The organism is Amycolatopsis oliviviridis (assembly GCF_014654365.1).
GTDB lineage: Bacteria > Actinomycetota > Actinomycetes > Mycobacteriales > Pseudonocardiaceae > Amycolatopsis > Amycolatopsis oliviviridis.
Genome location: NZ_BNAY01000008.1, coordinates 73,899 through 99,326, shown reverse-complemented (window position 1 = coordinate 99,326; position 25,428 = coordinate 73,899). Strand labels below are relative to the sequence as shown.

20 protein-coding genes are annotated in these 25,428 nt (G+C 69.1%); 14 read left to right on the top strand and 6 right to left on the bottom strand.

Annotated elements, in window-relative coordinates:
* Positions 1-214 precede the first annotated feature (214 nt).
* Complete coding sequence (locus tag IE302_RS30530) at positions 215-2,017, bottom strand: VanW family protein (protein WP_191257901.1); 1,803 nt, start codon at positions 2,015-2,017, stop codon at positions 215-217.
* A 149-nt stretch (positions 2,018-2,166) separates the two neighbouring features.
* The gene (locus IE302_RS30525) at positions 2,167-3,771 is read right to left on the bottom strand and encodes an IlvD/Edd family dehydratase (protein ID WP_191257900.1); all 1,605 of its coding nucleotides are present in this window, start codon (positions 3,769-3,771) and stop codon (positions 2,167-2,169) included.
* Between the two features lie 34 nt (positions 3,772-3,805).
* On the opposite strand from IE302_RS30525, the gene IE302_RS30520 reads away from it, so the two are divergent.
* Genes IE302_RS30520 through IE302_RS30510 form a run of 3 tightly spaced genes read left to right on the top strand, consistent with a single transcriptional unit; the run spans position 3,806 to position 5,981 of the window.
* On the top strand, positions 3,806-4,465 hold the full coding sequence (locus IE302_RS30520) for a GntR family transcriptional regulator (protein ID WP_191257899.1): 660 nt from the start codon (positions 3,806-3,808) through the stop codon (positions 4,463-4,465).
* Positions 4,465-4,968 (top strand): metallophosphoesterase family protein, encoded by a 504-nt coding sequence (locus IE302_RS30515; protein ID WP_191257898.1) that lies wholly within the window; start codon positions 4,465-4,467, stop codon positions 4,966-4,968. The genes IE302_RS30520 and IE302_RS30515 overlap by 1 nt, the downstream gene beginning before the upstream one ends.
* 17 nt (positions 4,969-4,985) lie before the next feature.
* Positions 4,986-5,981 (top strand): PHP domain-containing protein, encoded by a 996-nt coding sequence (locus IE302_RS30510; protein ID WP_191257897.1) that lies wholly within the window; start codon positions 4,986-4,988, stop codon positions 5,979-5,981.
* A gap of 103 nt (positions 5,982-6,084) precedes the next feature.
* Here IE302_RS30510 and IE302_RS30505 read toward each other — a convergent pair whose 3' ends face one another.
* Positions 6,085-6,936, bottom strand: coding sequence for a chitosanase (locus IE302_RS30505; protein ID WP_191257896.1), 852 nt, complete (start codon positions 6,934-6,936; stop codon positions 6,085-6,087).
* A gap of 97 nt (positions 6,937-7,033) precedes the next feature.
* The gene (locus IE302_RS30500) at positions 7,034-7,675 is read right to left on the bottom strand and encodes a GOLPH3/VPS74 family protein (RefSeq protein ID WP_191257895.1); all 642 of its coding nucleotides are present in this window, start codon (positions 7,673-7,675) and stop codon (positions 7,034-7,036) included.
* Between the two features lie 201 nt (positions 7,676-7,876).
* Between IE302_RS30500 and IE302_RS30495 the strand changes: the two genes are divergently transcribed.
* The 6 genes from IE302_RS30495 to hrpA all read left to right on the top strand — a co-directional run bounded on the left by IE302_RS30495 (position 7,877) and on the right by hrpA (position 16,751).
* On the top strand, positions 7,877-9,352 hold the full coding sequence (locus tag IE302_RS30495; protein ID WP_191257894.1) for an APC family permease: 1,476 nt from the start codon (positions 7,877-7,879) through the stop codon (positions 9,350-9,352).
* 26 nt (positions 9,353-9,378) lie between these two features.
* Positions 9,379-9,909 carry a GNAT family N-acetyltransferase gene (locus IE302_RS30490; RefSeq protein ID WP_229908027.1) on the top strand — a complete coding sequence of 177 codons (531 nt, stop codon included), beginning with the start codon at positions 9,379-9,381 and terminating at the stop codon, positions 9,907-9,909.
* A 49-nt stretch (positions 9,910-9,958) separates the two neighbouring features.
* Positions 9,959-10,270, top strand: coding sequence for a hypothetical protein (locus IE302_RS30485; protein ID WP_191257892.1), 312 nt, complete (start codon positions 9,959-9,961; stop codon positions 10,268-10,270).
* A 41-nt stretch (positions 10,271-10,311) separates the two neighbouring features.
* Complete coding sequence (locus IE302_RS30480; RefSeq protein WP_191257891.1) at positions 10,312-11,529, top strand: cation:proton antiporter; 1,218 nt, start codon at positions 10,312-10,314, stop codon at positions 11,527-11,529.
* A 13-nt stretch (positions 11,530-11,542) separates the two neighbouring features.
* Positions 11,543-12,706, top strand: coding sequence for a lactate 2-monooxygenase (locus IE302_RS30475; protein WP_191257890.1), 1,164 nt, complete (start codon positions 11,543-11,545; stop codon positions 12,704-12,706).
* 148 nt (positions 12,707-12,854) lie between these two features.
* Positions 12,855-16,751, top strand: coding sequence for an ATP-dependent RNA helicase HrpA (hrpA, locus tag IE302_RS30470; protein WP_191257889.1), 3,897 nt, complete (start codon positions 12,855-12,857; stop codon positions 16,749-16,751).
* Between the two features lie 118 nt (positions 16,752-16,869).
* Here hrpA and IE302_RS30465 read toward each other — a convergent pair whose 3' ends face one another.
* A complete protein-coding gene (locus tag IE302_RS30465; RefSeq protein WP_191257888.1) occupies positions 16,870-18,576 on the bottom strand; it encodes a bifunctional 3'-5' exonuclease/DNA polymerase in 1,707 nt (568 codons plus the stop codon).
* Between the two features lie 149 nt (positions 18,577-18,725).
* On the opposite strand from IE302_RS30465, the gene IE302_RS30460 reads away from it, so the two are divergent.
* A complete protein-coding gene (locus IE302_RS30460) occupies positions 18,726-20,360 on the top strand; it encodes an acyl-CoA synthetase (RefSeq protein ID WP_191257887.1) in 1,635 nt (544 codons plus the stop codon).
* Here IE302_RS30460 and IE302_RS30455 read toward each other — a convergent pair.
* A complete protein-coding gene (locus IE302_RS30455; protein WP_191257886.1) occupies positions 20,357-21,346 on the bottom strand; it encodes a hypothetical protein in 990 nt (329 codons plus the stop codon). The genes IE302_RS30460 and IE302_RS30455 overlap by 4 nt on opposite strands.
* A gap of 260 nt (positions 21,347-21,606) precedes the next feature.
* Here IE302_RS30455 and IE302_RS30450 point away from each other — a divergent pair, with 260 nt between their 5' ends.
* The 4 genes from IE302_RS30450 to IE302_RS30435 all read left to right on the top strand — a co-directional run bounded on the left by IE302_RS30450 (position 21,607) and on the right by IE302_RS30435 (position 25,428).
* The gene (locus IE302_RS30450) at positions 21,607-22,857 is read left to right on the top strand and encodes a S8 family peptidase (protein ID WP_191257885.1); all 1,251 of its coding nucleotides are present in this window, start codon (positions 21,607-21,609) and stop codon (positions 22,855-22,857) included.
* Positions 22,858-22,957: 100 nt separating this feature from the next.
* Positions 22,958-23,710, top strand: coding sequence for an SDR family oxidoreductase (locus IE302_RS30445; RefSeq protein WP_191257884.1), 753 nt, complete (start codon positions 22,958-22,960; stop codon positions 23,708-23,710).
* Complete coding sequence (locus IE302_RS30440; RefSeq protein ID WP_191257883.1) at positions 23,707-24,771, top strand: phosphotransferase family protein; 1,065 nt, start codon at positions 23,707-23,709, stop codon at positions 24,769-24,771. Before IE302_RS30445 ends, IE302_RS30440 begins: the two co-directional genes overlap by 4 nt.
* Positions 24,772-25,428: a histidine phosphatase family protein gene (locus tag IE302_RS30435; protein ID WP_191257882.1), complete on the top strand. Its 657-nt coding sequence runs from the start codon at positions 24,772-24,774 to the stop codon at positions 25,426-25,428.

The following is a 25,428-nucleotide window of genomic DNA, read 5'->3' as shown; positions in this document are numbered from 1 at the left end:
AGGTACTGAACCTGGAGCACTTGCGCCACGCAAGATCAGCTTGGACCCTTCGGCGCCTTACTGACCGAATCTTCATCAGATCGGGCTCTAACCACAGCCCAACGCACTCGCCGTTGCCCGTGCCGGTGCTCTGCTCACTCAGGCTTGTAGGTACATGAAGGCCCCCTTCACTGCGCTAGACGCAGCGAAGGGGGCCTTCATGTACTTGCGAGGGCTACTCCGTGCCGCAGGTGATCTTCGGCTGCGGGTTGTAGTGCACGTTCCGGGTGTGGCGCCGGATCTCGCGGCCGCTCGCGGCGTCCTTGATGATCCGGGTGTCCGAAGTGGTGAAGCCGGGCGCGCCGTTGCTGGGCTTGCAGTTCTCGGCCGGGCCGGGCTTCGTCGGCGGCTCGGACGGGTTGGTGCGGCCGCCCGCGACCGACTCGACGGTGTACTTCTTGGTGCCCCACAGGCGGATCGTGATGTCCGAAGGGGTCCAGACCGTCTGGATCGCGACGCCGGTGTCACCGTCGTTGGTGAACTTCAGGTCGATCACGCTGCCGCCGTTGTGGTTCTGGAACACGGTCGCCTCGCGCGCGGCGGGGTAGCGGCTGATGTAGTAGCTGTGTTCCTTGTGCTCGGTGTCCTTCATGCCGGCGAAGTACGAGGCGTTGTACAGCGTGGTCGCGAACTGCGAGATCCCGCCGCCGACCTCGCGGCCGGGCGCGCCGTCCTTGATGACACCGGCCTCGACGTAGCCCTGCGCGGCGCCGCGCGGCCCGGTGAACCCGTTGAGGCTGAACGTCTCGCCCGGCTTCACGATGGCGCCGTTGACCTTCTGCGCCACGACCCGGATGTTCGTCCCCGAGTCCGCCGCGAACCCGGCGGTCTTGAACTCGCTGACGACCTCCTTGATGCCGAGCTGGTTCGCCTGCTCGGTGGTCACCTTGGCGGGGGTCTTCTTGTAGGTCACCGGCAGCTCGCGGGGCGCGGCGCGCTTGAGCACGTCGAGCACCGGCTTGAGGCTCGGCTCCCAGTCGACGACGTTGGCGTCCTCGGAGGGCTGGACGGTCGGCTTGCCGCCTTCGAAGACGATCTGCGCGTCCTTGCCCTCCTTCTCGGTGGACTTCAGCTGCGGACCCGCGGCCTCGATGATCTTGGCGTTGTCGACCTTCGGGTTCAGCACGCCGCCGTCGGCGGGTTCGAAGGTCAGCGCGGCCGCGATCGCCTTGGGCTCGACGACCGCGTCCTTGCCCTCGCCCTTGATCACCATCGGCGCCGCCACGGCGGGCTTCGCGATCTGGTCGAGGGCGGCGTGGACGGCCTCCGGCGAGACCTTGACCGGGGTCTGGGTGACCGCGAGCGTGAGCGGCTCGCCGGTGGCCCAGCGGTCCAGGATGGTCTGCTGGGCGGCGTCGACGTCGAGCTTCTGCCCGGTCTTCGGCTCGACCGCGACCGGCTTGGCCTCCTCGAAGCGGACGGTGCCCTCGACCGGGTCGCGGTCGACCTTGTCGCGCAGGTTCTCCAGCGCCCCGGTGAGCTTCCCGTCGTCGGTCTGCGTGACGACGCCGACCTCGGTGGTCGAGAAGAACGACGCGATCCGCGTGAACGGGTTCAGCGGCTGGTCGCCCGCCTGGTCCAGGGTCGCGGGCCAGTCGAGGCGCAGGCCGGCGTTGTTCGGCGCCAGCGACTCCTCGGCGTCGCCCGCGACGACCTTGACCGGCCGGGTCAGCCGCGGCTCGATGGTGCCTTTGAGCTCCTTCTCGGCCGCCGTGCGGTCCATCCCGCCGACGTCGACCCCGGCGACGGTGACGCCGCGGGGGACGCTGCCCTGGGAGACCAGCACGTCGAGGGCGTACGCGACGACCAGCAGGCCGAACACGCCGCCGCCGATGAAGGCGGCCTTGCGATAGCTGCGACGGCGCTTCGGTGGCGTGGGCTCCTGAGGCGTGGCAGACTCCGCGAACCCGGGCGTGACGACCGGGAGAATGTCCGTCTGCTCAGCGTGGGACTCGGGCCAGCGCGGTTCCTGCGGCAACTCTCCACCCTCCACGGTCCGGTGAGGCCGGACGTCGTGATCGAACATCCGGGCCTTCCACACGTTCCGGACGTACCTTCAAGATACGGGGGGCGTTTTGTGAGCCTGCAACTCGCCCGGTTGGGTGAGCCGGTCACTCCGTCGGGTGGTCACTGGGCGTCAGGCTCCGGGTTTTCACCCACTCTCGCGAGAAAGTCGAAGTCACAGCCTTCGTCGGCTTGCGTGATGTGTTCGGCGTACAACGCGCCGTAACCCCGTTCGTACCGCGGGGACGGTGTGGTCCACTGTTCCCGGCGGTGTTGCAATTCCGCATCATCGACGTCGAGGCTCAGCCGTCGCGAGGGGACGTCCAAAGTGATCGGATCGCCGTCGCGCACCAGCGCGAGCGGCCCGCCCACGTGGGATTCCGGCGCGACGTGCAGCACGCACGCGCCGTAACTGGTGCCGCTCATCCGGGCGTCGGACACGCGGACCATGTCCCGGACCCCCTTGGCCAGCAGGTGATCGGGCAGCGGCAGCATCCCGTACTCGGGCATGCCGGGGCCGCCGAGCGGACCGGATCCGCGCAGCACCAGGACGGAATCCTCGGTGATCCCGAGTGAGGGGTCGTTGATGCGCTTCTTCAAGTCCTGGTAGTCGTCGAAGACCACCGCGGGTCCAGTGTGGACGAGCAGGTGAGGCTCCGCGGCGAGGTGTTTGATGACCGCGCCCGAAGGGGCGAGATTGCCGCGCAGCACCGCGACTCCGCCTTCCGCGGCGACGGGGTTGTCCCGCGTTCGGATGACGTCGTCGTCGTGCACCCGCGCCGTTTCCAGTGTCTCGCCGAGGGTTCGCCCGGTGACCGTGACACGATCAGTGTGCAGAAGATCGGTCAGCCGGGACAACAGGCCGGGAAGCCCGCCTGCGTAATAGAAGTCCTCCATCAGCCGGTCCCCGCCGGGCCGGATGTTCGCCAGCACCGGGACCCGGCGCGCGATCGCGTCGAAATCGTCGACGGACAACGGGATCCGCCCCCGGCCCGCCATCGCGATCAGGTGGATGACGGCGTTCGTGGACCCGCCGAGCGCGAGCACGGTGGTGATCGCGTCGGCGTACGCGCGCTCGTCGAGGATCTTCGTGATGGTGAGGTCCTCCCACACCATGTCCACCACGCGCGCGCCGCTCGCCGCGGCCATCCGGTGGTGCGCCGAATCCACGGCGGGGATCGACGCCGCGCCGGGCAGGGTCAGCCCGAGCACCTCGGCGACCGACATCATCGTGGACGCGGTGCCCATCGTCATGCAGGTTCCCGGGGAGCGGGCGAGCCCACGCTCCAATTCGGACAGTTCCGCGTCGCCGATCAGCCCGGCACGCTTGTCGTCCCAGTACTTCCACATGTCCGTGCCGCTGCCGAGCACCTCGTTCCGCCAGTGCCCGCGCAGCATCGGGCCCGCGGGCACGAAGATCGCGGGGAGGCCCGCGCTCGCCGCGCCCATCAGCAACGCCGGCGTCGACTTGTCGCAGCCGCCCATGAGGACGGCGCCGTCGATCGGATAGGACCGCAGGATCTCTTCGGTCTCCATCGAAAGCAGGTTGCGGTAGAGCATCGGCGTCGGCTTCTGGAAGGTCTCCGAAAGCGTCGCGACCGGGAATTCCAGCGGGAGGTGCTCCTCCGGGTTGTAGCCGAGTTGCCTACTCCGGGCTCGGTGGCTGAAACCGCGTAGTTCGTCGCCGCCGAACCAGCGGTGGCTGCGGAGGTCCTTGGGGGCTTTCATGCTCCGAGTATGGCATCTCATATATGATTGACCCATGTCATCGACCTTCAACCTGCCCGCTTCCCGCACCGAAGTGGTGCTCGAAGAGATCCGCCGCGGCATCCTCACCCGCGAGCTCAAGCCAGGGCAGCCACTGGTCGAAGCCGAGCTCGCCGCCCGGCTCGGGGTGTCGAAGACGCCGGTCCGCGAGGCGCTCAAGGTGCTGTCCAACTCGGGGCTCGTGACGTTCAGCCCGTACAAGGGCGCGTCGGTGTGCGTGGTGGACGCGGAGCTGGCGAAGTCGGTCTACGACGTCCGCATGGTGCTGGAGCCCGAAGCCGTGCGCCGGTCGGTGGAACGCCGCTCGCCGGATCTGCTCGAAGACGCCGCGGAGGCGCTGAAGGAGGCGTCCGCGGCGATCGCGGACAAGGACCAGGCCGCGCTCAGCCTGCTCAACCGCCGGTTCCACCGTGCGCTCTACAGCGGCTGCGGCAATCCGCTGATGGTCTCGATGCTGGACGACCTCAAAGATCGTGCCGCGCTGATCAGCGTGGTCGGCTGGGAGGCGAATCCCAGCTGGCGCAAGGAATGGAACGAGCACAAGGCGGTACTGGCGGCGGCGAAGAAAGGTGACGCCGACGGCGCGGCCGGGCTGCTGCGCGCCCACATCGGCGACTTCCTGGACCGGATCCTCGGGGCCATCGGAGACAAGTGATGCGCCTGCTGCTGATCGCCGACACGCATCTGCCGCCGCGCGCGAAGAAACTGCCGGATCAGGTCTGGCGCGAGGTCGACGCGGCGGACGTCGTCGTCCACGCCGGGGACTGGGTCGAGGTCGCCCTGCTGGACGAACTCGAGGCCCGGAGCAAGCGGCTCATCGGGGTGTGGGGCAACAACGACGGGGCGGACCTGCGGGCGCGGCTCCCGGAGATCGCGCGGGCCGACCTCGACGGGGTCCGCCTGGCGGTCATTCACGAGACAGGCGGCAAACAGGGACGCGAGCGGCGTTGCGACGACCGGTTCCCGGACACCGACGTCCTCGTGTTCGGCCACAGTCACATCCCCTGGGACACGGTCACGCCGAACGGGCTGCGGCTGCTGAACCCCGGTTCGCCGACCGACCGGCGGCGGCAGCCGTTCTGCACGTATCAGACCGCCGAGATCCGGGACGGCGAGCTGGGCGATGTCGCTCTGCATGAGCTGCCTCTTCGCCGCTGACGGGGTAGACAGGAGCCATGGAACCGGCGCAGGCGTTGAGGGAGATCGCGTTCCGGCTGGAGCGCGCGGGCGAACCGAGCTACCGGGTGCGGGCCTTCCGGCAGGCGGCCTCGGTGATCGCCAAGGTCAAGCCCGATGACCTGCGCAAACGCGCCGAGGCCGGCACGCTGACCGCGTTGCCGAACATCGGCAAGGCGACCGCGGCCGTCGTCGAGGACGTCCTCGCCGGACGCCGTCCCGCGTACTTCGAGAAGATCGGCGAGCCGAAGCTGCCCGACGGCGGCCCGATGCGGGCGGCGCTGCGCGGCGACTGCCACACCCATTCGGACTGGTCCGACGGCGGGAGCCCGATCGAGGAGATGGCCGAGGCCGCCCGCGCGCTCGGGCACGAATGGATGGTGCTGACCGATCATTCGCCGCGGCTGACCGTCGCCAACGGACTCTCGCCGGAACGGCTGCGACGGCAGATGGACGTCGTCGCGGAACTGAACGAGACGATGGCACCGTTCCGGATCCTGCACGGCATCGAGGTCGACATCCACCTCGACGGCACGCTGGACCAAGAGGAAGACCTGTTGGAACAGCTGGATTTCGTCGTCGCGAGCGTGCACTCGAAGCTGCGGATGCCCGCCAGGGAGATGACACCGCGGATGATCGCCGCCGTCCGGCATCCGCGGGTCCGGGTACTGGGGCACTGCACCGGGCGGCTGGTGATGGGGGCACGCGGGAAGCGGCCCGAGTCGGAGTTCGACGCGGAGGCGGTGTTCACCGCTTGCCGGGACAACGGCGTCGCCGTCGAGATCAACTCGCGTCCCGAACGCCGGGACCCGCCGACGCGGCTGCTGAACCTGGCCGTGGACCTGGGCTGCGATTTCGCGATCGACAGCGACGCGCACGCGCCGGGGCAGCTGGACTGGCTGGTCTACGGCTGCGTGCGGGCCACCGAGCTGGGGATCGAGCCGGACCGGGTGATCAACACGCGGACCGCCGAAGACCTGCTGGCCTCGCGCTAGCAGGTCTCGGCTGCCCGCCCGGTGTGTGTCATGAAAGGGCCGTTCAGGACATATTTCGTCCTGAACGGCCCTTTCATGACATCCGGCGGACGCGTGCCGGGAGCTAATTGATCTCGTACGGGTCCCCGTAGACCTTCCACTTCAGCGGGGTGTGCAGGTCCAGGTTGCCGTCGTTGAGCCACACCAGCTGGGCCGTGTCGATCCGCGACGTGTCCGCGTGCGCTTCTTCCTGTTTCATGACCACGCGCCGCGCGTCGAGGAACGCCTTCAGGTACGCCTTCTCGTCACCGCCCTGGGACGGCGGCTTCGCCTGCTGGATCGCGGCCGAGCGGATGCCGCCGAAGCTGTCCTGGCTGGTGCCCGGCCCGTGCATCACGATGGCGTCGTAATAGATGAATTGTCCCAGCGTGCCCAGTCCGTCCGCTTTGGCCTGGTTCACCGCCGGGTCGAAATAGACGCGGTCGCGCTCGCCGTTCTGCGCTTCCTTGAAGTCCGAACGCCCGGCGGCCTCCCGCCACGCGTTTTCGAAACCGCTGCCGAGACCTTCGTGCGAATCGCTGCCGTCGACCTTTCGCAGCGCCGGGAGGTATTCCGCGAGCGGGTTGTCCGGGACCGAGTTCGTATAGCGCTCGACGAGTTCGAGCATGTCGCCGGTGCCGGAGCAGAACCCGATGATGCCGGCGGTGTACCCGCGTCCGTCGCCGATGTCCTCGATGTAGGAGTACTGCGCTTTCCAGTCCAGCGAAGAGTTTTCCGCGCTGGAGACGATCTGCATCGCGATCTCTTTCTTCTCCGGCGAGGCGAGGTCGCCGCCGGAGACGAAGATCGACGCCGACGCCGGGGCGGGCTCGGCGGAGGCGAGTGAGGAGATCGCGACGGGGCCGGAAACGGCGAGGGCGAGGACGGAAAGCGCGCCGAGAGCACGACGCATCGCGGGCCGCAGGGTGTCACTCATGAAAGGTGTCCCTTTCCACAGAGAATTGTCATTTTCTCATCGGTGTAACTGCGGCGTGGGCACACCATAACCATGGGTGACAGTTTCCGGCAAGGGGTCACCGCCTGTCGCCGGTGTAGACGACGGCGGCGCCCACCGCGTCCACCCCCGAGATCAGCTCGGCGAGCGCCCTCGGGAGTTCCCGGTGCGTGGCCTCGGCCCAGGTCCGCAACCCAGCGCGGTCGAGCTCTGGTTCGCAGAGGTCGTCGAGGCCGATGGTCCAGGCCAGCAGGGCCAGGCAGACCGAATGCGGATCCGGTCGTTCGGTGCCGAGGACGGCCGTCCTCGCCTTGCTGCGCGCGGCCGTCGACATCAGCAGATCCCGTGGCGGGTACCGGTGATTCTTCCGCATGAGCACCCGGTCGGTCTCGCGGTCGATCACTCCCGCGGCGAGCAGATTGTCCGCGACCGTTTCCCCGAGATCCTGGCGGAGATGGTCGACCCATTCCCGCGCGGTGTGCCACTCGCGTTCGCCGAGGATTTCCGAGAACACCCGATCCAGCGGGGGATGGGCGAGGCCGCGGCGGGTCAGCGGCCGGATTCGCTTGCGTTCCACGGTGATCCGCTCGGCGAGGAGGAGATCGCAGAGCGTGGCACCGGCCATTCCGATGCCGAGTCCCGTGCGGCGCAGCGCGGGTTTTCCGGTGAACTCGTCGTGGGCGAGGAAGAACAGGGAATCGACCAACGTCAGCCGACGCATGAATGGCACGCCCTCCGGCGTTGTAGTGCGGGACGGCCAAAGTAGCGGTAGCCCGCGTACCACTGCGACCCGAGGTCCGTTTTTAGCCTGAACGGACGTACCTCGCCGGGGTGCCCGGCCCTAGGGTGGGATGGCTTTCGCAAGATCAAGAACGCGAACCGACCGTGTTCGCCGACAAACCGACGTCCGGGGGGACGGTTCATGGGTACGCACAGGCCGCGGCGCGGCCTCGGCCAACGGCGGCTCGGAGCCGCTCATATCGTCTTCTTCGTGGTGGCGGCGGCGGGTCCGCTCTTCGCCATCGCGGGCGGGGTCCCGACGAATTACGCGGTCACCGGCAGCGTCGGCGTTCCGCTGTCGTTCCTCCTGCTCGCCCCGATCCTGGGGCTGTTCGCGGTCGGGTACGCGGCGATGAGCCGCTACATCACCAACGCGGGCGCCTTCTATCCCTACGTCGCCAACGGGGTCGGCAAATCCACCGGCGCCGGCATCGCGTTCGTCACGCTGATCTCCTACAACGCCATCCAGATCAGCATCTACGGCCTGTTCGGCTGGTCGGTGTCGACCTGGCTGGGCACGCTCACCGGATCGCCGCCGCCGTGGTGGCTGTGCGCGCTGGTGATGGTGCTGGTCGTCGGCGCGCTCGGCGTCCTGCGGGTCGACCTCAACGCAAAGGTGCTCGGGGTGGCGCTGTGCCTCGAAGTCGCCGTCGTCGCGATCGTCGACATCGCGTTGTTCGCGAATCCCGCCGGTGGCAGCGTTTCCTGGGTCCCGCTGGAACCGTCGAGCCTGTTCACCACCGGGGTGGGCGCGGTGTTCGCCTTCTCCGCCGCCGCGTTCATCGGTTTCGAGGGCGCGGCGACCTACGGCGAGGAGACGCGCGAACCCAGCCGCACGGTCGGCCGGGCGACGTTCGCCGCGATCGGTCTCACCGCGGTGCTCTACGTCGTTTCGTCGCTCGCGCTGGCCGTGGGCGCCGGACCCGACGTTATCGTCACCACCGCGGCCGCGCAGGGCCCGGATCTGCTGTTCAACCTGGCAGGTCAGCATCTCGGCGAGACGTTCTCCGCCGTCGCGTACACGCTTTTCGTGACGGGCCAGTGCGCGGCGCTGCTGAGCTTCCACAACGCCGTCGCGCGCTACTTCTTCGCGCTGGGCAGGGAAGGGCTGCTGCCGCGTTCGCTGGCCAAGACGAGCAAACGCACCGGCGCGCCTGCCGCCGGCTCGCTCACGCAGACGGCGCTCGCGCTCGTCGTCGTCGCCCTGTTCGCGATCGCGGGCCGCGACCCGGTGACCGAACTGTTCACCTGGCTCGGCACGACGGCGTCGACCGGGGTCGTGGTGATCATGATCGCCGTCTCGCTTTCGGTGATCGGCTTTTTCAAACGCCGCCGCCAGGCCGAAAACGCTTGGCGGCGCTGGATCGCGCCCGGCCTGGCGATCCTCGCGCTGTCGGCCGTCCTCGCCCTGATCCTGCTCAACTTCGATCTGCTGCTCGGCCCGGCGGGCAACTTCCTGTTGCGCTGGGGACTGCCCGGGCTCGTGGTCGTCGCGGCGCTGGCCGGGTTCCTGCGCGCGGAAGTGCTGCGGACACGGGATCCCGAGACCTATGCCGCGATCGGCGGCCCGCTCGAAGGTGAAGACGAAGAACCCGCGAAACTCCGGGCGGGACGATGATCGTCCGCTCCGCTCGACCGTCCGAAATGGACACCGTGGCCGACGTGCTGACCGAGGCCTTCCACGAAGACCCGGTCAGCGCGTGGGTCTTTCCCGGCGAAGAGCGCCGTCCGGCGGCGCTGACGATCTTCCACCGGGCGATCGTGCGCGGAACCCTGGCCGCGGGTGGCCACGTCGACGTCACCGACGACCTGTCCGCCGCCGTCCTGTGGACGCCCAGTGGCGAGGAGGACACGGACGACGACGCGTTCGCCGGGCTCACCGGGGAAGAAATCGGCAGGCTCGCGGCGGTGTTCGAGTCGATGACCGAACACGCCCCCGGCGGCGAGTACCACCACGCGCTGTTCATCGGCGTCCGCAGGAGCGCGCAGCGGCAGGGGATCGGCGCGCGGCTGATGCGGCACGGACTCGACCGCAACGGCGCCGTGCCCGCGTACCTGGAGGCCAGTGGCCCGGAGAGCGCGAAGTTGTACCGGCGCCTGGGTTTCCGTGACCACGGCCCTGCTTTCGCGGTCGAGGGCGGGCCGCCGATGCTGCCCATGTGGCGCGAACCGTGACAGATCTCTCGTCGATATGTCTATAAAGGAATGGTAAAGTCGGCGGTAGATGACGACGAACCGTGCCCCCGCGACACGGCATCGTTCCGTCTTCTTCCTGCTGATCTTGCTCGTCTTCGCCTTCGTGACGCCGACCGTTCCCCCTGGGCACGGTCGCACGGCGAAGGAAGACCCCGTCGCCGTCTTCGCGACCCATCCGCTGCCCGCCTTCCATGGCGGCCAAGCCGTTCCCCTGGCCGACGTGCCCGCCGAAACGGCGACCGTCGACCTTCCCGACGCCGGTCGCGCCCCTGAACAGGGCGAACCCGTCGTCGTCACCCGTGCGGTGCCCCAGGCCCCCGCACGGGCGCCTCCTGGCTGATCCGGTCCTCACTCCCGCATCAGCCACCATCGGAGGTCTCCATGAGTTCCGGTCATGCCCTGCTGGCCGTCGGCGGGGCTTTCCTCGCCGCCGGTGTCATCGCCAGAGCCGGCGCCCGTATCGGGCTGCCCACGATCCCCCTGTTCATGCTGGCCGGATTCGTCTTCGGCCCCAACACCCCCGGACTGTCCCTTGTGGACGATCCGAAGGAACTCGGTGTCCTCGCCGGGCTCGGTCTCGTCTTCCTCCTGTTCTACCTCGGCCTCGAGTTCTCCCTCGACGACCTCGCCAAGGGCGGGCGCAAACTCGTCTGGTCCGGGCTGATCTACCTGATCCTCAACATCGGCGGCGGGCTCGCCTTCGGCTTCCTGCTGGGCTGGGGGACCAGGGAAGCGCTGGTCATCGCCGGTGCCATCGGCATCTCGTCGTCGGCGATCGTCACCAAACTCCTGCTCGAATCCCGCCGGATGAACAACCCCGAATCCCGGCTGATCATGGGCATCATCGTGATCGAGGACATCTTCCTCGCGCTGTACCTGGCGTTGCTGCAGCCGGTGCTGTCCGGCGCCGGGAGCTTCGGCTCGGCGGCCGCCGACTTCGGCAAGGCGTTCCTGTTCCTGATCGTGATGGTCGCGCTCGCCCGCTGGGGCGGCCGGGTGGTGTCGAAACTGTTCGGCTCGGCCGACGACGAACTGCTGACCGTCTGCTTCGTCGGGGTCGCCGTCATGGGCGCCGCCGTCGCCGAGGAGGTCGGGGTGTCCGACGCCATCGGCGCGTTCATGGTCGGCATGATGCTCGGCGGGTCCAAGGTCGCGCCGCGGATCCACAAGCTGGTGCTCCCGCTGCGGGACGCGTTCGGCGCGCTGTTCTTCTTCATCTTCGGGCTCAGCATCGACCCGAACGCGGTCGGTTCGGTGGTCGTGCCGGTGCTGATCGCGGTGGCGCTGACGATCCTGCTGAACCTGGGCGCGGGCGCGCTGGCCGCGCGGCTGAACGGGTTCGGCCGCCAGGCCGGGGTGAACATCGGGCTGACCGTGCTCACCCGGGGCGAGTTCTCGCTCGTGCTCGCCGCGATGGCGACCGCGGCCGGACTGGACTCGCGGGTCGCGCCGTTCGTCGCGGGTTACGTCCTGCTGCTGGCCGTGATCGGTCCAGTGGCGGTCATCCGCTCGGAGAAACTCACCTGGCTGCTACCGGCGAGTATCGTCCGGGAGGATTCGACCACCCGGGACCGCGAAGAGCCGGCACCGGTGACGTGACGAGGAGGCCCGGGTGACCGAGCGGTTCGGCGGCTACCAGAACGAGATCTACCTGCAGGGGCTCGGCGGGACCTTCCCGCCGTGCTCCACCGACGCCACGAAGCTGGAGGAGTCGGCGCGGGAGATCCTGGAGCCCGGGCCGTTCTGGTACGTCGCCGGGGCGGCCGGTTCGGGCGCCACCGCCCGCGCCAACCGGGAGGCGTTCGACCGCTGGCGCCTGGTGCCCAGGATGCTCACCGGCGCCACCGAACGCGATCTGTCGACGACCGTCCTCGGGACGCCGATGCCGGCGCCGGTGCTGCTGGCGCCGGTCGGCGTCCAGTCGATCGTGCACGAGGGCGCCGAACCGGCCGCGGCCCGCGCGGCGGCGTCGGTCGGCCTGCCCTACGTCATGTCGACGGCGTCCTCCACGAGCATCGAGGACGTCGCCGCGGCCAGTGGCGAGGGGCCGCGCTGGTTCCAGCTGTACTGGCCCACCGACAACGACGTCTGCGCGAGCATCCTGGCGCGGGCGAAGGCCGCGGGCTTCACGACGCTCGTGGTCACGCTCGACACCTGGACCCTCGCCTGGCGCCCGAACGATCTCGACCACGCGTACCTGCCCTTCATCAAGGGCGAGGGGCTCGGTGTCCCGCTGAGCGACCCGGTGTTCCGCGGCCTGCTGGAGAAGACGCCGGAGGAGGACGCGCCCACCGCGATCCTGCGCTGGATCTCGATGATCACCGGCACCGACAGCACCTGGGACCGGCTGCCGTTCCTGCGCGAGCACTGGGACGGGCCGATCGTGCTCAAGGGCATCCAGCATCCCGACGACGCGCGCCGCGCCGTCGAGGCCGGGATGGACGGGATCGTCGTGTCCAACCACGGCGGCCGCCAGGTCGACGGCGCCGTCGCCTCGCTCGACGTGCTCCCGGAGATCGTGGCCGCGGTCGGTGACCGGCTGGAGGTCCTGTTCGACTCCGGGATCCGCACCGGCGCCGACATCGCCAAGGCGATCGCCCTCGGGGCGAAGGCCGTCCTGGTGGGGCGGCCGTGGGTCTACGGCCTGGCGCACGCGGGGGAGGACGGCGTCCGGCACGTGCTGCGGAGCCTGCTCGCCGACCTCGACCTGACCATGGGCCTGTCCGGGCACCGCACCCTGGCCGATCTCACGCCCGCCTCCCTCCGGCACGCCTGACCCCGCGTTTCGTCCTCTGGATGCGGTAGTTGGCAGCGCGAACCACCGCATCCAGAGGACGAAACGCGCGGGGTGGACGTGGCGTGGCGGTGACGTGGGGGATATTCGGAGGCCCTGATCGTCACGCACGGCTATCCTGGTGCCGGTCATGGCTTCTCAACCTTCCCCGCTCGGCGCCCTGCGCGCTCGCCTGCCCGAATTGATGTCGCGCGACGAGCACCGCCTCCGGCGCCGGCTCGACGGTGCCCGGAAAGCGCGTAACGCCGAGTCGATCGCCGCGCAGATCGAGGCCGACATCGAGGCCGCGGAGCTGCGGGTCACCCGCCGCCGCGACGGCGTCCCGAAGATCTCCTATCCCGAAGAGCTGCCGGTCAGCCAGCGCAAGGACGAGATCGCCGACGCCATCCGCGACCACCAGGTGGTGATCGTCGCGGGCGAGACCGGGTCCGGGAAGACGACCCAGCTGCCGAAGATCTGCCTCGAACTCGGCCGCGGGATCCGGGGTCAGATCGGGCACACGCAGCCGAGGCGGCTGGCGGCGCGCACGGTCGCCGACCGCATCGCCTCCGAGCTGAACACCGAACTCGGCGAGGCCGTCGGCTACAAGGTCCGGTTCACCGACCAGTCCGGCCAGGACACGCTGGTCAAGCTGATGACCGACGGCATCCTGCTGGCCGAGATCCAGACCGACCGCATGCTGCGGCAGTACGACACGCTGATCATCGACGAGGCGCACGAGCGCAGCCTCAACATCGACTTCATCCTCGGCTACGTCAAACAGCTCCTGCCGCGCCGCCCCGACCTCAAGGTGATCATCACCTCGGCCACGATCGATCCGGAGCGGTTCTCCAAGCACTTCGGCGACGCGCCGATCGTCGAGGTCTCCGGCCGCACGTATCCGGTCGAGGTCCGCTACCGGCCGATCATCGATCCCGACGATCCGGACGCCGATCAGGACCGAGACCAGACGCAGGCCATCTGCGACGCCGTCGACGAGCTCCAGCACGAGGGCCCCGGCGACATCCTGGTGTTCCTCTCCGGCGAGCGGGAGATCCGCGACGCCGCGGACGCGCTGTCCAAACAGGACCTCAGGAACACCGAGATCCTGCCGCTGTACGCGCGGCTCTCGTCGTCGGACCAGCATCGGGTGTTCCAGCGCCACACCGGGCGCCGCGTCGTGCTCGCCACCAACGTCGCCGAGACGTCGCTGACCGTGCCGGGCATCAAGTACGTCGTCGACCCCGGCACCGCCCGGATCTCGCGGTACAGCCATCGCACCAAGGTCCAGCGGCTGCCGATCGAGCCGGTCTCCCAGGCGTCGGCGAACCAGCGCAAGGGCCGGTGCGGCCGGACCTCCGACGGAATCTGCATCCGGCTGTACTCCGAGGACGACTTCGACGCGCGGCCCGAGTTCACCGATCCGGAGATCCTGCGGACCAACCTCGCGTCGGTCATCCTGCAGATGACCTCGCTCGGCCTCGGCGACATCGCGGCGTTCCCGTTCGTCGAGCCGCCGGACCGCCGCCAGGTCACCGACGGCGTCCAGCTGCTGCAGGAACTCGGCGCGTTCGAGATGTCGGACGGCAAGAAGCTCACCGAGACCGGCCGCAAGCTCGCGCAGCTCCCGGTCGACCCGCGGATGGCGCGGATGGTGCTGGAGGCCTCACGCAACGGCTGCGTCCGCGAAGTGATGATCATCGCCGCCGCACTGTCCATTCAGGACCCGCGTGAGCGGCCTGCGGAGAAACAGCAGGCAGCGGACGAGCAGCACGCTCGGTTCGCGGACAAGACGTCCGACTTCCTGGCGTACCTGAATCTGTGGGAGTACGTCAGCGAGCAGCAGAAGGCGTTGTCCAGCAACCAGTTCCGCCGCCTGTGCCGCAACGAGTACCTGAACTACCTGCGCATCCGCGAATGGCAGGACATCTTCAGCCAGCTGCGTCAGCTGGCCAAACCGCTCGGCATCACCCTCGCCACCGTGACCACCGGCCCGGCCGATCCGCAACGTGTGCACACGTCGCTGATCGCCGGGCTGTTGTCGCATGTGGGGCTCAAGGACCCGGCCAAGGGCGACTACCTCGGCGCGCGCGGGGCGCGGTTCTCGGTGTTCCCGGGGTCGGCGCTGTTCAAGAAGCAGCCGCGGTTCGTGATGTCGGCCGAACTGGTCGAGACCTCGCGCCTGTGGGGCCGGGTCAACGCGCGCATCGAGCCGGAATGGGTCGAGCCGCTCGCCGGGCACGTGGTGAAGCGGAACTACTCGGAGCCGCACTGGGAACGCAAGCAGGGCGCGGTGATGGCCCTGGAGAAGGTGACGCTGTACGGCGTGCCACTGGTGGCCGACCGCCGCGTCAACTACGGGCGGATCGACCCCGAGATGAGCCGCGAGCTGTTCATCCGGCACGCGCTCGTCGAGGGCGACTGGGAGACCAGGCACCACTTCTTCCGCGAGAACCGGGCGCTGCTCGACGAGGTCGAGGACCTGGAGAACCGGGCCCGGCGCCGCGACATCCTGGTGGACGACGAGACGCTCTTCGAGTTCTACGACCAGCGCGTCCCGGCCGACGTCGTCTCCGCGCGGCATTTCGACAGCTGGTGGAAGAAGGCGCGGCACACCGAGCCTGATCTGCTGAGCTTCGAGAAGACGATGCTCATCAACGAGACCGCGGGCGGCGTGCGCGAGGCCGACTACCCCGATTTCTGGACCCAGGGCAGCCAGACCTTCAAGCTCACGTACCAGTTCGAGCCGGGGGCGGACGCGGACGGCGTCACCGTGCACATCCCGCTGCCCGTGCTGAACCAGGTCACCCCGGACGGCTTCGACTGGCAGGTCCCCGGCCTGCGCGAAGAACTGGTGACGCAGCTGATCAAATCGCTGCCCAAGGCGATCCGGCGGAACTTCGTGCCGGCGCCGGATCACGCGAAACTGGTGCTGTCGCGGGTCGGCCCGGCCGACGGGCCGCTGCTGCACGTCGTCGCCGACGAGCTCGAAGCACTGCGCGGGGTCGTGATCCCCGACGACGCCTGGCAGCTGCCAGCGGTCCCCGAACACCTGAAGATGACCTTCCGCGTGGTCGACGTCCGCGGCAAGAAGGTGTCCGAGGGCAAGGACGTCGAGGCACTCAAGCGGGATCTGAGCGGCCAGGTGCGCGCGACGATCTCGAAGGCCGCGGACAGCATCGAGCGCCAAGGCCTGACGACGCCCGCGTTCGGCGAGCTACCGAAGGTGTTCGCGAGCAAGCAGCGCGGGCACGACGTCAAGGCGTACCCGGCGCTGGTCGACGAGGGCGGCACCGTCGCGGTGCGGCTGCTGGACACGCCGGGGCAGCAGGAGCGGTCGATGTGGGCGGGCACGCGGCGGATGCTGCGGCTGAACATCCCGTCGCCGATGAAGTTCATCACCCGCAACCTCGGCAACTCCTCGAAGCTCGTGCTGAACCGGAATCCGCACGGTTCGGTGGCGGCGCTGCTCGAAGACTGCGTCGACTGCGCGGTCGACAAACTCGTGGCCGACAACGGCGGCCCGCGCTGGGACGAGGCCGGTTTCGCCGTCCTGCTGGAAAAGGTGCGGGCCGGGCTGAACGCCGGAGTGCTCGACGTGCTGACCAACGTCGAGAAGATCCTGCGCGCGGCGAACGACGTCGAGACGCGGCTTGCCGACACCCGCGGCCCGAAGGACTCGCTCATGGACGTCCGGGCGCAGCTGGATGGTTTGGTGCACAAGGGTTTCGTCACTGAAACCGGGCAGGACAGGCTGAAGCACGTCGTCCGGTACCTGCGCGGGATCGAACGGCGGCTGGAGAAGCTCCCGACCGAGCCGACCCGCGACATCCAGCGGACCGGCGACATCGCTTGGCTCCGCAACGAGTACCAGGCGGCGCTGGACGCGCTGCCGCCCGGGACTTCGTCGCCTGCGCTACAAGAGATCCGGTGGATGATCGAGGAACTGCGGGTGAGCTTCTTCGCCCAGACGCTGGGGACCGCCCACCCTGTCTCGCTGAAGCGCGTGATCAAGGCCCTCGACGACGCCGCCGCTGCCCGCATTTAGTCCTCTGGATGCGGTAGTTCGTGCCGCCAACTACCGCATTTCGTCCTCTGAATGCGAGGACCCTCACCGCCCGGATGAGCGTCGCGGCCGTGGCTCGCATTTAGAGGACGAAATGCAGTCACTTCGCGTCGGCGTAGGTGTCCACGGCGGCGATGTGCAGCGGGAACCGGACCGGGCAGGCTTCCCCGAACAGCATCCGCGCCGCCTCGGTCATGCTGTCCACAATGGACTGCGAGACCTCGTCGGCGAACTCGGCGGGCGTGTGCACCAGGACCTCGTCGTGCTGGAAGAACACCAGATGCGCCGGGGTGGGGAGCTTGCCGCGCAGGGTCGCCAGCAGGACCGCGGTCATGTCCGCCGCGCTCGCCTGCACGACGAAGTTGCGGGTGAACCGGCCCCAGTTGCGCGACGCCTGCCGCGCCTTGAGCTCGCCGGCCTCGTCCTCCGCGACGCCGCCGGTCAGCGCGCGCCAGGCCTCCGACGGCGCTGGGGAGGTCCGGCCCAGCCGGGAGCGGACACGCTCGCCGCGTTCCCCGGCCTGCGCGGCACGCTCCACATAGGACACCGCGTCCGGGAACCTGGTCCGCAGCAACGCCAGCAGCGGTCCCGCCTCCCCGGACGTGCCGCCGTACATCGCCGACAGCATCGCGATCTTCGCCCTGTCCCGGTCGTCCCTGTCGTCCCACGCGGGCACCGGCACGCGGCGCACCCCGGAGAACATCGCCTCGGCGAGGCTCGCGTACAGATCCGTGGCGGCGGCGACGTCGGCCAGCTTGCGATCGCCCGACAACGCGGTCAGCACGCGTGGCTCCAGCTGAGCGGCGTCGGCGACCACCAGTTTCCAGCCCGGATCGGCCCGGACGCAGGTCCGCAGGACCTTCGGGATCTGCAGCGCGCCCCCGCCCCGGCTCGCCCAGCGTCCGGAAACGACCCCGCCGACGACGTAATGCGGCCGGAACCGGCCGTCGTGCACCCATTCGTCGAGCCAGGTCCAGCCGTTGGCCGAATGCAGCCGCGCGAGTTCCTTGTACTCCAGCAGCGGCGGGACGGCGGGGTGGTCGATGTCGCGCAGCAGGTACTTCCTGGCCGACGTGACCTCGATGCCCTCCCGGCCGAGCGCGCGGACGACGCTGGCCGGGGCGTCCGGGTTGACCGGGCGTCCGCCGAACGCGTCGCTGATCTTCGCCGCCAGCTCGACCAGCTTCTTCGGCCGGTGCCCGGCGGGGACGCGGGGGCCGAGCTGGTCGGCGAGCAGTTCGAGGTGTAGGTCCGCCCGCCACGGCAGCCCGTCGGCGGACATCTCCGCGGCCGCCAGCGCGCTCGCCGACTCCGCCGCGAAGAGCAGCCGAAGCCGCTCCGGATGCTCGGTGAGCGCGACCCGCTTCTCCTGCTCGGCCAGCACCCGGCGGGCCGCCTCGACCAGCGTGACGCCGGACGGCAGGCGCGGGCCGCGCGTCTCGAACAGCGTCGGCTGGTCGTCCTCGGCCCACAGCGGCGGCTCGTCGGCGGGCGGCTCCTCGCCGTTCGCCCTGGCCAGCGCCGCGCGCAGGCTTCGTGACTCCTGGGGGCGACCCTCGTGGGCCAGCAGCAGCCCCTCGGTCAGCGCCAGGTCGTGACAGCGCCGCACCCGGACGCCGGCCTTGATCAGCGCCGGGTACGCCTGTTCGACCGACGGGAACACCCATCGGGGTGAGTGCTCGGCCTCCACTCTCCGTACTTCGTCCACGAACTCCGGGATCTTCAGCCCGAGCCGCGGCGGCTGTCCGGAAATCGAGATCGCGAAGTCGCCGTCTTCCTCTTGACCTGCGATCGCCTGCACACTCACATTGTGGTGGTTCCCACCGACAATTCTGTCATCAGACGGCTAGTGCGCCTGCGCTATCGGTCGGCTACTGTCGAGTAGCAACCCCATACCGCCGGTACGCGAACGCCGTCGGCATGGTGTCTCGCCGCAGCAGCAACGGAGGTGCCCGGATGAGAAACCCCACCGGCCTCGCCACCCTGGTGGCGGGCAAGGTGACCGAGACCGTGCGCAGCATCGACGTGATGCGCCAAGCGGGCCTGCTCCCGATCCCGCGGGTCGACGAGGGCCTGCGTTCGCTGGTCATGGTGCGGAAGTGGGGCCCCTTCGCCGGGGCGAACATGATCGCCGCCCGCCGCGACCCGACCGCGACCGGCATCATCGACGAGCTCGGCCCCCTGACCTTCAAGCAGCTCGACACCCAGTCGAACGCGCTGGCCAGGGCGTGGGCCGAACGCGGACTCGGCCCGGGTTCGGTGATCGCCGCGCTGTGCCGCGACCACCGTGGTCTCGTGCTGACGATGCTCGCCTCCGGCAAGCTCGGCGCGAAGCTGCTGCTGATGAACACCGGGTTCGCGAAACCGCAGCTCGCGGACGTCGCGAAGCGCGAAGGTGTCACCGCGCTCGTGTACGACCAGGAGTTCACCGACCTGCTGGACGCGGTCGAGGGCGAGGTCGACCACTACCTCGCCTGGGTCGATTCGGACACCGCCCGCCCCCGCGACATCCCGGTCGTCACCGAACTGGTGGCCAGCACCGACGACCGTCCGTGGCCCGCGCCCGCCAAACCGGGCGGCTTCATCCTGCTGACCAGCGGCACCACCGGGACGCCGAAGGGCGCGCCGCGTCCGCACACCTCCGCACTGGCCTCCGCGCAGTTCCTCGACCGCATCCCGCTGCGCACCGGCGAAGCGACCTACATGGGCGCGCCGCTGTTCCACGGCACCGGGTTGTCACAGTTCATCCTGTCCTTCGCGCTCGGCTCGAAGGTCGTCATGCGGCGCAAGTTCGTGCCGGAGGAGACGCTGCGCGGGGTCGCGGAGAACCGGTGCACCACGCTGGTCCTCGTGCCGACGATGCTGCAGCGGATCGTCGACCTGCCCGAAGAGGTCCGCGCCAAGTACGACACCTCGTCCCTGCGGATCATCTTCGTCGCCGGCTCCGCGCTGTCCCCGGACCTGGGGAACCGTGCGACCGCCGCGTTCGGCGACGTCGTGCACAACCTCTACGGCTCGACCGAGGTCGCGGTCGCGACGGTCGCGACCCCCGAGGACTGGCGCAAGGCGCCGGGCACCGTCGGCCGCGCGCCGGTGGGCTGCAAGGTCGCGCTGTACGACGAGAAGGGCGGCAAGATCACCGAGCCGCACGTCACCGGCCGGGTGTTCGTCGGCAGCGGGCTGAGCTTCCAGGGCTACACCGACGGCCGGAACAAGGAGATCATCGACGGCCTGCTCTCCAGCGGCGACGTCGGCCACTTCGACGAGGACGGGCTGCTGTTCATCGACGGCCGTGACGACGAGATGATCGTCTCCGGCGGTGAGAACGTCTTCCCGATCGAGGTGGAGAACCTCCTGGTCGAACGCGAGGACGTGCTCGAGGCCGCGGTCGTCGGCGTCGAGGATCCCGAGTTCGGGCAGCGCCTGAAGGCGTTCGTCGTGCGGGCCGAGAAGTCGGATCTGGACGTCGACGGCGTGCGCGAGTACGTCAAGGCCAACCTCGCCCGCTACAAGGTGCCGCGCGACGTGGAATTCCTCGACGAGCTACCGCGCAACGCGACCGGGAAGGTGCTGCGGAACAAGTTGCACTAGTACTCCCAGTCGATGCCGAACACGCCGGGGCCGAAGTCGAGCGCGACGGCGTGGACGCCGCTGCCCTGGTCCAGGGTGAGTTCCTTCCGGTCCAGCGGGGAGGAACCCTGGCCCAGGCCCGAGGTGCTCGCTCCCGCCGAGGGCCCATGTGCGCTGTACTGCCAGCACTTCGTGGGGATCGTGTCCGGGTCGAACCGGATCTCCAGCAGGTACTCGCGGACGGGGCGCCGGAACTCGCGGTAATGCGTGTTCCGGCATTCCGGGTACGGCGGCCCGGGGTTGGTCAGGGAGTACTCGATCAGGTGGGTCTCGCCTCGGTCGATGGGCCGGTCGAAGAGCAGCTCGGCCACGGTGAGCCCGTGCTCGTCGTCGACCTCGGCGCGGCCGACGTGGCAGTTGCGCAGGGTGTTCAGCACCGGCGGGCCCGCTTCCGGGTCGCCTTGGGCGTAGACCAGCAGCCAGCGGTCCTGGCCGTCCGCGCCCGCCTGGAACACCGCCCGCGCGGTCACCGCGCGCTGCCCGCCGTCCTCGGCGATCTCGCACAGGTCGTGCAGGCCGACCAGCTTCAGCTGATGGTGTTGTTCGAGCGCGTTGGGCGCGCCGACCTTCTCCAGCAGCGCCTGGAGCGCTTCGAGCGGGAAGGTCAGCGGCTGCTCGGTGGTGGCCCGGCTCCGGCGTGACGACGCCCCGCGCGGCCGCGGCGGCGGCAGCAGGCTGAGCAGCGAACCGGCGGGAATCGCCAGGACCTCCTCGAGGACCCGGACCGCGGACAGCGAACTCTGCCGTTCCGGCTGGCGTTTGCCGGACTGCCAGTAACTCAATGCGGTGACACTGACCGACGCGCCTCGAGCCAGGAGCCGCGCTTGGATACGGTCGAGACTCAGCCCACTGGTGGCGATGGCCGAACGCAGCGCCGTGGCGAAGGCGGTACGCGGTTCTTCTTCATCGTCCGTGGTCACCCGGTCCGCCGTGCTCCCCGCCACCATATGCCGCCCGACCGCCCCCGCCTGCCGTTTCGTGACACCGTCCGGTTGATAACAACACGAATAACTTTATCAGCCGGTGGTAACACTCCAGGGGCGCCTTCTGCCAGGTAAAAACGACTTTCCGGACGAGCGTCGCTGCTCCTTTTGGCCTAGTACTGGTAACTGTGAATCATTGCCCGCCACCTGGCGCACCGGTTTGCATGGCCTCAGCAACGATCATCCTCCCGGGTGATCCGCACGGCGCGGCAGGAAGGGAACCAGTGAGCAAGTCCCGGAAGAACCTGAAGTCCCGAAAGACCCGTAGCGGACTCGTGGCGGGCGTCGCGCTCGCCGGTGTGACCGCGGCTGTCGCCACGTTCGGCGCGGGTGCGGCCAACGCCGAGCAGCTGGGCGAGATCCGCGACGCGGGTGTGGCCAACGCGGTCGGCGGCAGCTACATCGTCGTCCTCAAGCCCACCGCGGTCGGCCAGGGCGTGGCCGCGGCGAGCGAGGTCACCGCGAACGTCGCCTCGAAGGCCCAGGGCCTCACCGGTCAGTACGGCACCACGCTTTCCCGCACGTTCGGCTCGGCGCTGAACGGCTTCTCGATCAAGGCCGACGAGGCCGCCGCCAAGCGGCTCGCCGCCGACCCGCAGGTCGCGTACGTCGTCCAGAACAAGACGTTCAAGATCAGCGAGACCCAGGACAACCCGCCGTCGTGGGGCGAGGACCGCGTCGACCAGGCGGACCTGCCGCTCGACAACAAGTACACCTACCCGACGAAGGCCGACAACGTCACCGCCTACGTCATCGACACCGGTGTCCGCGGTTCGCACAAGGACTTCGGTGACCGCGCGACCGGCGGCAAGGACTTCGTCGACAACGACGACACCCCCAACGACGAGCACGGCCACGGCACGCACGTCGCCGGCACCATCGGCGGCACGGACCACGGTCTGGCCAAGGGCGTCAAGATCGTCGGCGTCCGCGTGCTGGACGCCAACGGCAGCGGCACCACCGAGGGTGTCGTCGCCGGTGTCGACTGGGTCGCGGCGAACGCCAAGGCCCCGTCGGTCGCCAACATGAGCCTGGGCGGCGGCGCGGACGACGCCCTGGACGAGGCGGTCAAGGGAGCCATCTCGAAGGGCGTGACCTTCGCGCTCGCGGCGGGCAACGAGTCCTCCGACGCCGGCACCACCTCCCCGGCTCGCGTCAAGGAGGCCATCACGGTGGCCGCCAGCGACAAGACCGACAAGCAGGCCAGCTTCTCGAACTACGGTTCGGTCGTGGACCTGTACGCGCCGGGTGTCGACATCACCTCGACGTGGGGCACCGGTGACGACGCCACCAACACCATCAGCGGTACCTCGATGGCTTCGCCGCACGTCGCCGGCGCTGCCGCGCTGTACCTCTCGGCTCACCCTGACGCCACCCCGGCCCAGGTCGCCGAAGGCCTGGTCGCCGCGGCTGCCGACGGCAAGATCAGCAACCCGACCGGGGGCACCGCGAACAAGCTGCTCCAGGTGAAGTAAGACCCTTGCGGACAGGCTGCCCCCGGCGAACTCCAGGCGCCGGGGGCAGCCATCCGTCCGAGGGGACGCCGGACTTGTTACCAACGGGTAAGCTCCAGCCATGGTCCTGCGGAAGAACATCCTGATCACCGGGGCGAGCTCCGGACTCGGCGAAGGAATGGCCAGGCAGTACGCCGCCAGAGGCCGCAATCTGGCGCTGGCCGCCCGCCGTCTCGACCGGCTCGACGCCCTCGCCGCGGAACTCAAGAAGGCCTATCCCGGCATCACCGTGGTCACCCGGAAGCTGGACGTGAACGACCACGACCAGGTCTTCACCGTCTTCGAGGAGTTCCGCGAAGAACTCGGCTCCCTCGACCGCGTGATCGTGAACGCGGGGCTCGGCAAGGGACAGCCGATCGGCTCCGGCCGGTTCGACGCCAACCGCCAGACCCTGCAGACGAACTTCCTCGCCGCGGCCGCCCAGATCGAGGCCGCCGTCGGCATCTTCCGCAAACAGAAGGAAGGCCACCTCGTCGTGGTTTCCTCCTTCTCCGCGCTTCGCGCCTTCCCCGGCAACCTGACCGCGTACGCCGCCTCCAAGGCGGGCGTCTCGGCGCTGACCGAGGGCACCCGGATCGAGCTGATGAAGACGCCGATCAAGGTCACCCAGCTGCTGCCCGGGTTCATCGAGTCGGAGATGAACGTGGACATCTCGAAGATCCCGCTCGCCACCAAGGCGGAGGCGGGCGCGCAGGCGCTGGTCAAGGCGATCGAGTCCGAGAACGCGAAGGCGTTCGTCCCGTCGTGGCCGTGGAGCGTGCTGGCGAAGGTGTTCCGGTTCGTCCCGGTGTCGGTGCTGAAGAAGTTCGCATGACCCTGGCCGCGGACAAGACCGTCGAGGTACGCGGCGAAGACTCGTTCGATCCCGCCGCGGTGCACGCCTGGCTGGCCGGACGGGTGCCCGGGCTCGGCGACACGCCGCCCGAGGTCCGCCAATTCCCCGGCGGTGCCTCGAATCTCACGTACCTGCTGACCTATCCGGACCGGGACCTGATCCTGCGCCGCCCGCCACTGGGGCACAAGGCCGCGTCCGCGCACGACATGCGCCGCGAGTTCCGGGTCCAGCAGGCGCTGCGGCCCGTCTTCCCTTACGTGCCCGAGGTCCTCGCCTTCTGCGACGACGAATCCGTGCTCGGCGGCGACTTCTACGTGATGGAACGCCTCGAAGGCCTGATCCTGCGCGGAGATCTGCCCGCGGATCTCGACCTGCCGCCGGAGAGCGCGCGCGAGCTGTGCGGCAAGGTCGTCGACAGGCTGGTCGAGCTGCACGCCGTCGACGTCGAGGCTGCCGGGCTGGCCGATCTCGGCAAGGGTGCCGGGTACGTCGAGCGCCAGGTGCGTGGCTGGTCGGAGCGGTTCCTCAAGGCGCGCACGGAGAACGTCCCGGACTGCGCCGAGGTGATGGCGTGGCTGAAGGAGAACCAGCCGTCCGAGGTCAAGATCTGCCTGATCCACAACGATTACCGGCTCGACAACCTGGTGCTCGACGACGACCTCGGCATCATCGGCGTCCTGGACTGGGAGATGGCCACCCTCGGCGATCCGCTGATGGAACTCGGCAGCACCCTCGCGTACTGGGTGCAGGACGACGATGACGACGTCATGAAGCTCAGCCGCCGCCAGCCGACGCATGTGCCGGGGATGTACACGCGAGAGGAATTCGTCCGCCGCTACGCGGAGCGATCCGGCCTCGCCATCGGCGACTGGACGTTCTACGAGGTTTACGGCCTGTTCCGGCTCGCGGTGGTGATCCAGCAGATCTACTACCGTTTCCACGCGGGACAGACGACCAACCCGGCGCTGAAGGATCTCTGGCAGTTCGTCGGCTATCTGGACGGACGCTGCCGCCGGATCATCGGAGGAGGACACGCGTAGATGGGAGCGATCTACCTGGTCCGGCACGGGCAGGCGTCGTTCGGCGCGGAGAACTACGACCAGCTCTCGCCGCGCGGCTTCGAACAGTCCACTGTGGTCGGTGAGGAACTGCTGCGGCGCGGCGTCGACTTCACCCAGGCGCGGTCGGGTTCTCTCGCCCGCCAACGGGACACGGCCGCGACGGCGTTGAAGACACTCGGCTCCGGCATCGCCGTCGTCGAGGACGAACGCTGGAATGAGTACGACCACGTCGACATCGCGAAGTACCACGCCGACGGTGTGCAGCAGAACGACTCTCGGGCGTATCAGGCCGCTTTGGACGGTGCGCTGAGTGCTTGGGTCGCGGCGGGAGCCTCCGGTCCATGCGCCGAAACCTGGCCTCAGTTCTTGGAACGGGTCAAGGGCGCGCTGGCGGATGTCGTTGCGTCGCTGGGTAAGGGCGAGCACGCCGTCGTGTTCAGCTCCGGCGGCGTGATCGCGACGGTCTGCGGCGCGCTCATGGGCACGCCCGAGGCCGGGCTGCTGAAGCTGAACCGGGTCACCGTGAACGCGGGCATCACCAAACTGGTGTCCGGCCGCGGCGGGGTGACCCTGTTGTCGTTCAACGAACATCCGCATTTCGAGGCGGAAGCCGCGGAACTGCTCACCTACCGCTAG

Excerpts from the sequence above, each read along its gene's own strand:
- IE302_RS30525 (WP_191257900.1), bottom strand. The coding sequence starts at position 3,771 with ATGAAAGCCCCCAAGGACCTCCGCAGCCACCGCTGGTTCGGCGGCGAC.
- IE302_RS30520 (WP_191257899.1), top strand. The coding sequence starts at position 3,806 with ATGTCATCGACCTTCAACCTGCCCGCTTCCCGCACCGAAGTGGTGCTC.
- IE302_RS30515 (WP_191257898.1), top strand. The coding sequence starts at position 4,465 with ATGCGCCTGCTGCTGATCGCCGACACGCATCTGCCGCCGCGCGCGAAG.
- IE302_RS30510 (WP_191257897.1), top strand. The coding sequence starts at position 4,986 with ATGGAACCGGCGCAGGCGTTGAGGGAGATCGCGTTCCGGCTGGAGCGC.
- IE302_RS30505 (WP_191257896.1), bottom strand. The coding sequence starts at position 6,936 with ATGAGTGACACCCTGCGGCCCGCGATGCGTCGTGCTCTCGGCGCGCTT.
- IE302_RS30500 (WP_191257895.1), bottom strand. The coding sequence starts at position 7,675 with ATGCGTCGGCTGACGTTGGTCGATTCCCTGTTCTTCCTCGCCCACGAC.
- IE302_RS30495 (WP_191257894.1), top strand. The coding sequence starts at position 7,877 with ATGGGTACGCACAGGCCGCGGCGCGGCCTCGGCCAACGGCGGCTCGGA.
- IE302_RS30490 (WP_229908027.1), top strand. The coding sequence starts at position 9,379 with ATGGACACCGTGGCCGACGTGCTGACCGAGGCCTTCCACGAAGACCCG.
- IE302_RS30485 (WP_191257892.1), top strand. The coding sequence starts at position 9,959 with ATGACGACGAACCGTGCCCCCGCGACACGGCATCGTTCCGTCTTCTTC.
- IE302_RS30480 (WP_191257891.1), top strand. The coding sequence starts at position 10,312 with ATGAGTTCCGGTCATGCCCTGCTGGCCGTCGGCGGGGCTTTCCTCGCC.
- hrpA (WP_191257889.1), top strand. The coding sequence starts at position 12,855 with ATGGCTTCTCAACCTTCCCCGCTCGGCGCCCTGCGCGCTCGCCTGCCC.
- IE302_RS30460 (WP_191257887.1), top strand. The coding sequence starts at position 18,726 with ATGAGAAACCCCACCGGCCTCGCCACCCTGGTGGCGGGCAAGGTGACC.
- IE302_RS30455 (WP_191257886.1), bottom strand. The coding sequence starts at position 21,346 with ATGGTGGCGGGGAGCACGGCGGACCGGGTGACCACGGACGATGAAGAA.
- IE302_RS30445 (WP_191257884.1), top strand. The coding sequence starts at position 22,958 with ATGGTCCTGCGGAAGAACATCCTGATCACCGGGGCGAGCTCCGGACTC.
- IE302_RS30440 (WP_191257883.1), top strand. The coding sequence starts at position 23,707 with ATGACCCTGGCCGCGGACAAGACCGTCGAGGTACGCGGCGAAGACTCG.
- IE302_RS30435 (WP_191257882.1), top strand. The coding sequence starts at position 24,772 with ATGGGAGCGATCTACCTGGTCCGGCACGGGCAGGCGTCGTTCGGCGCG.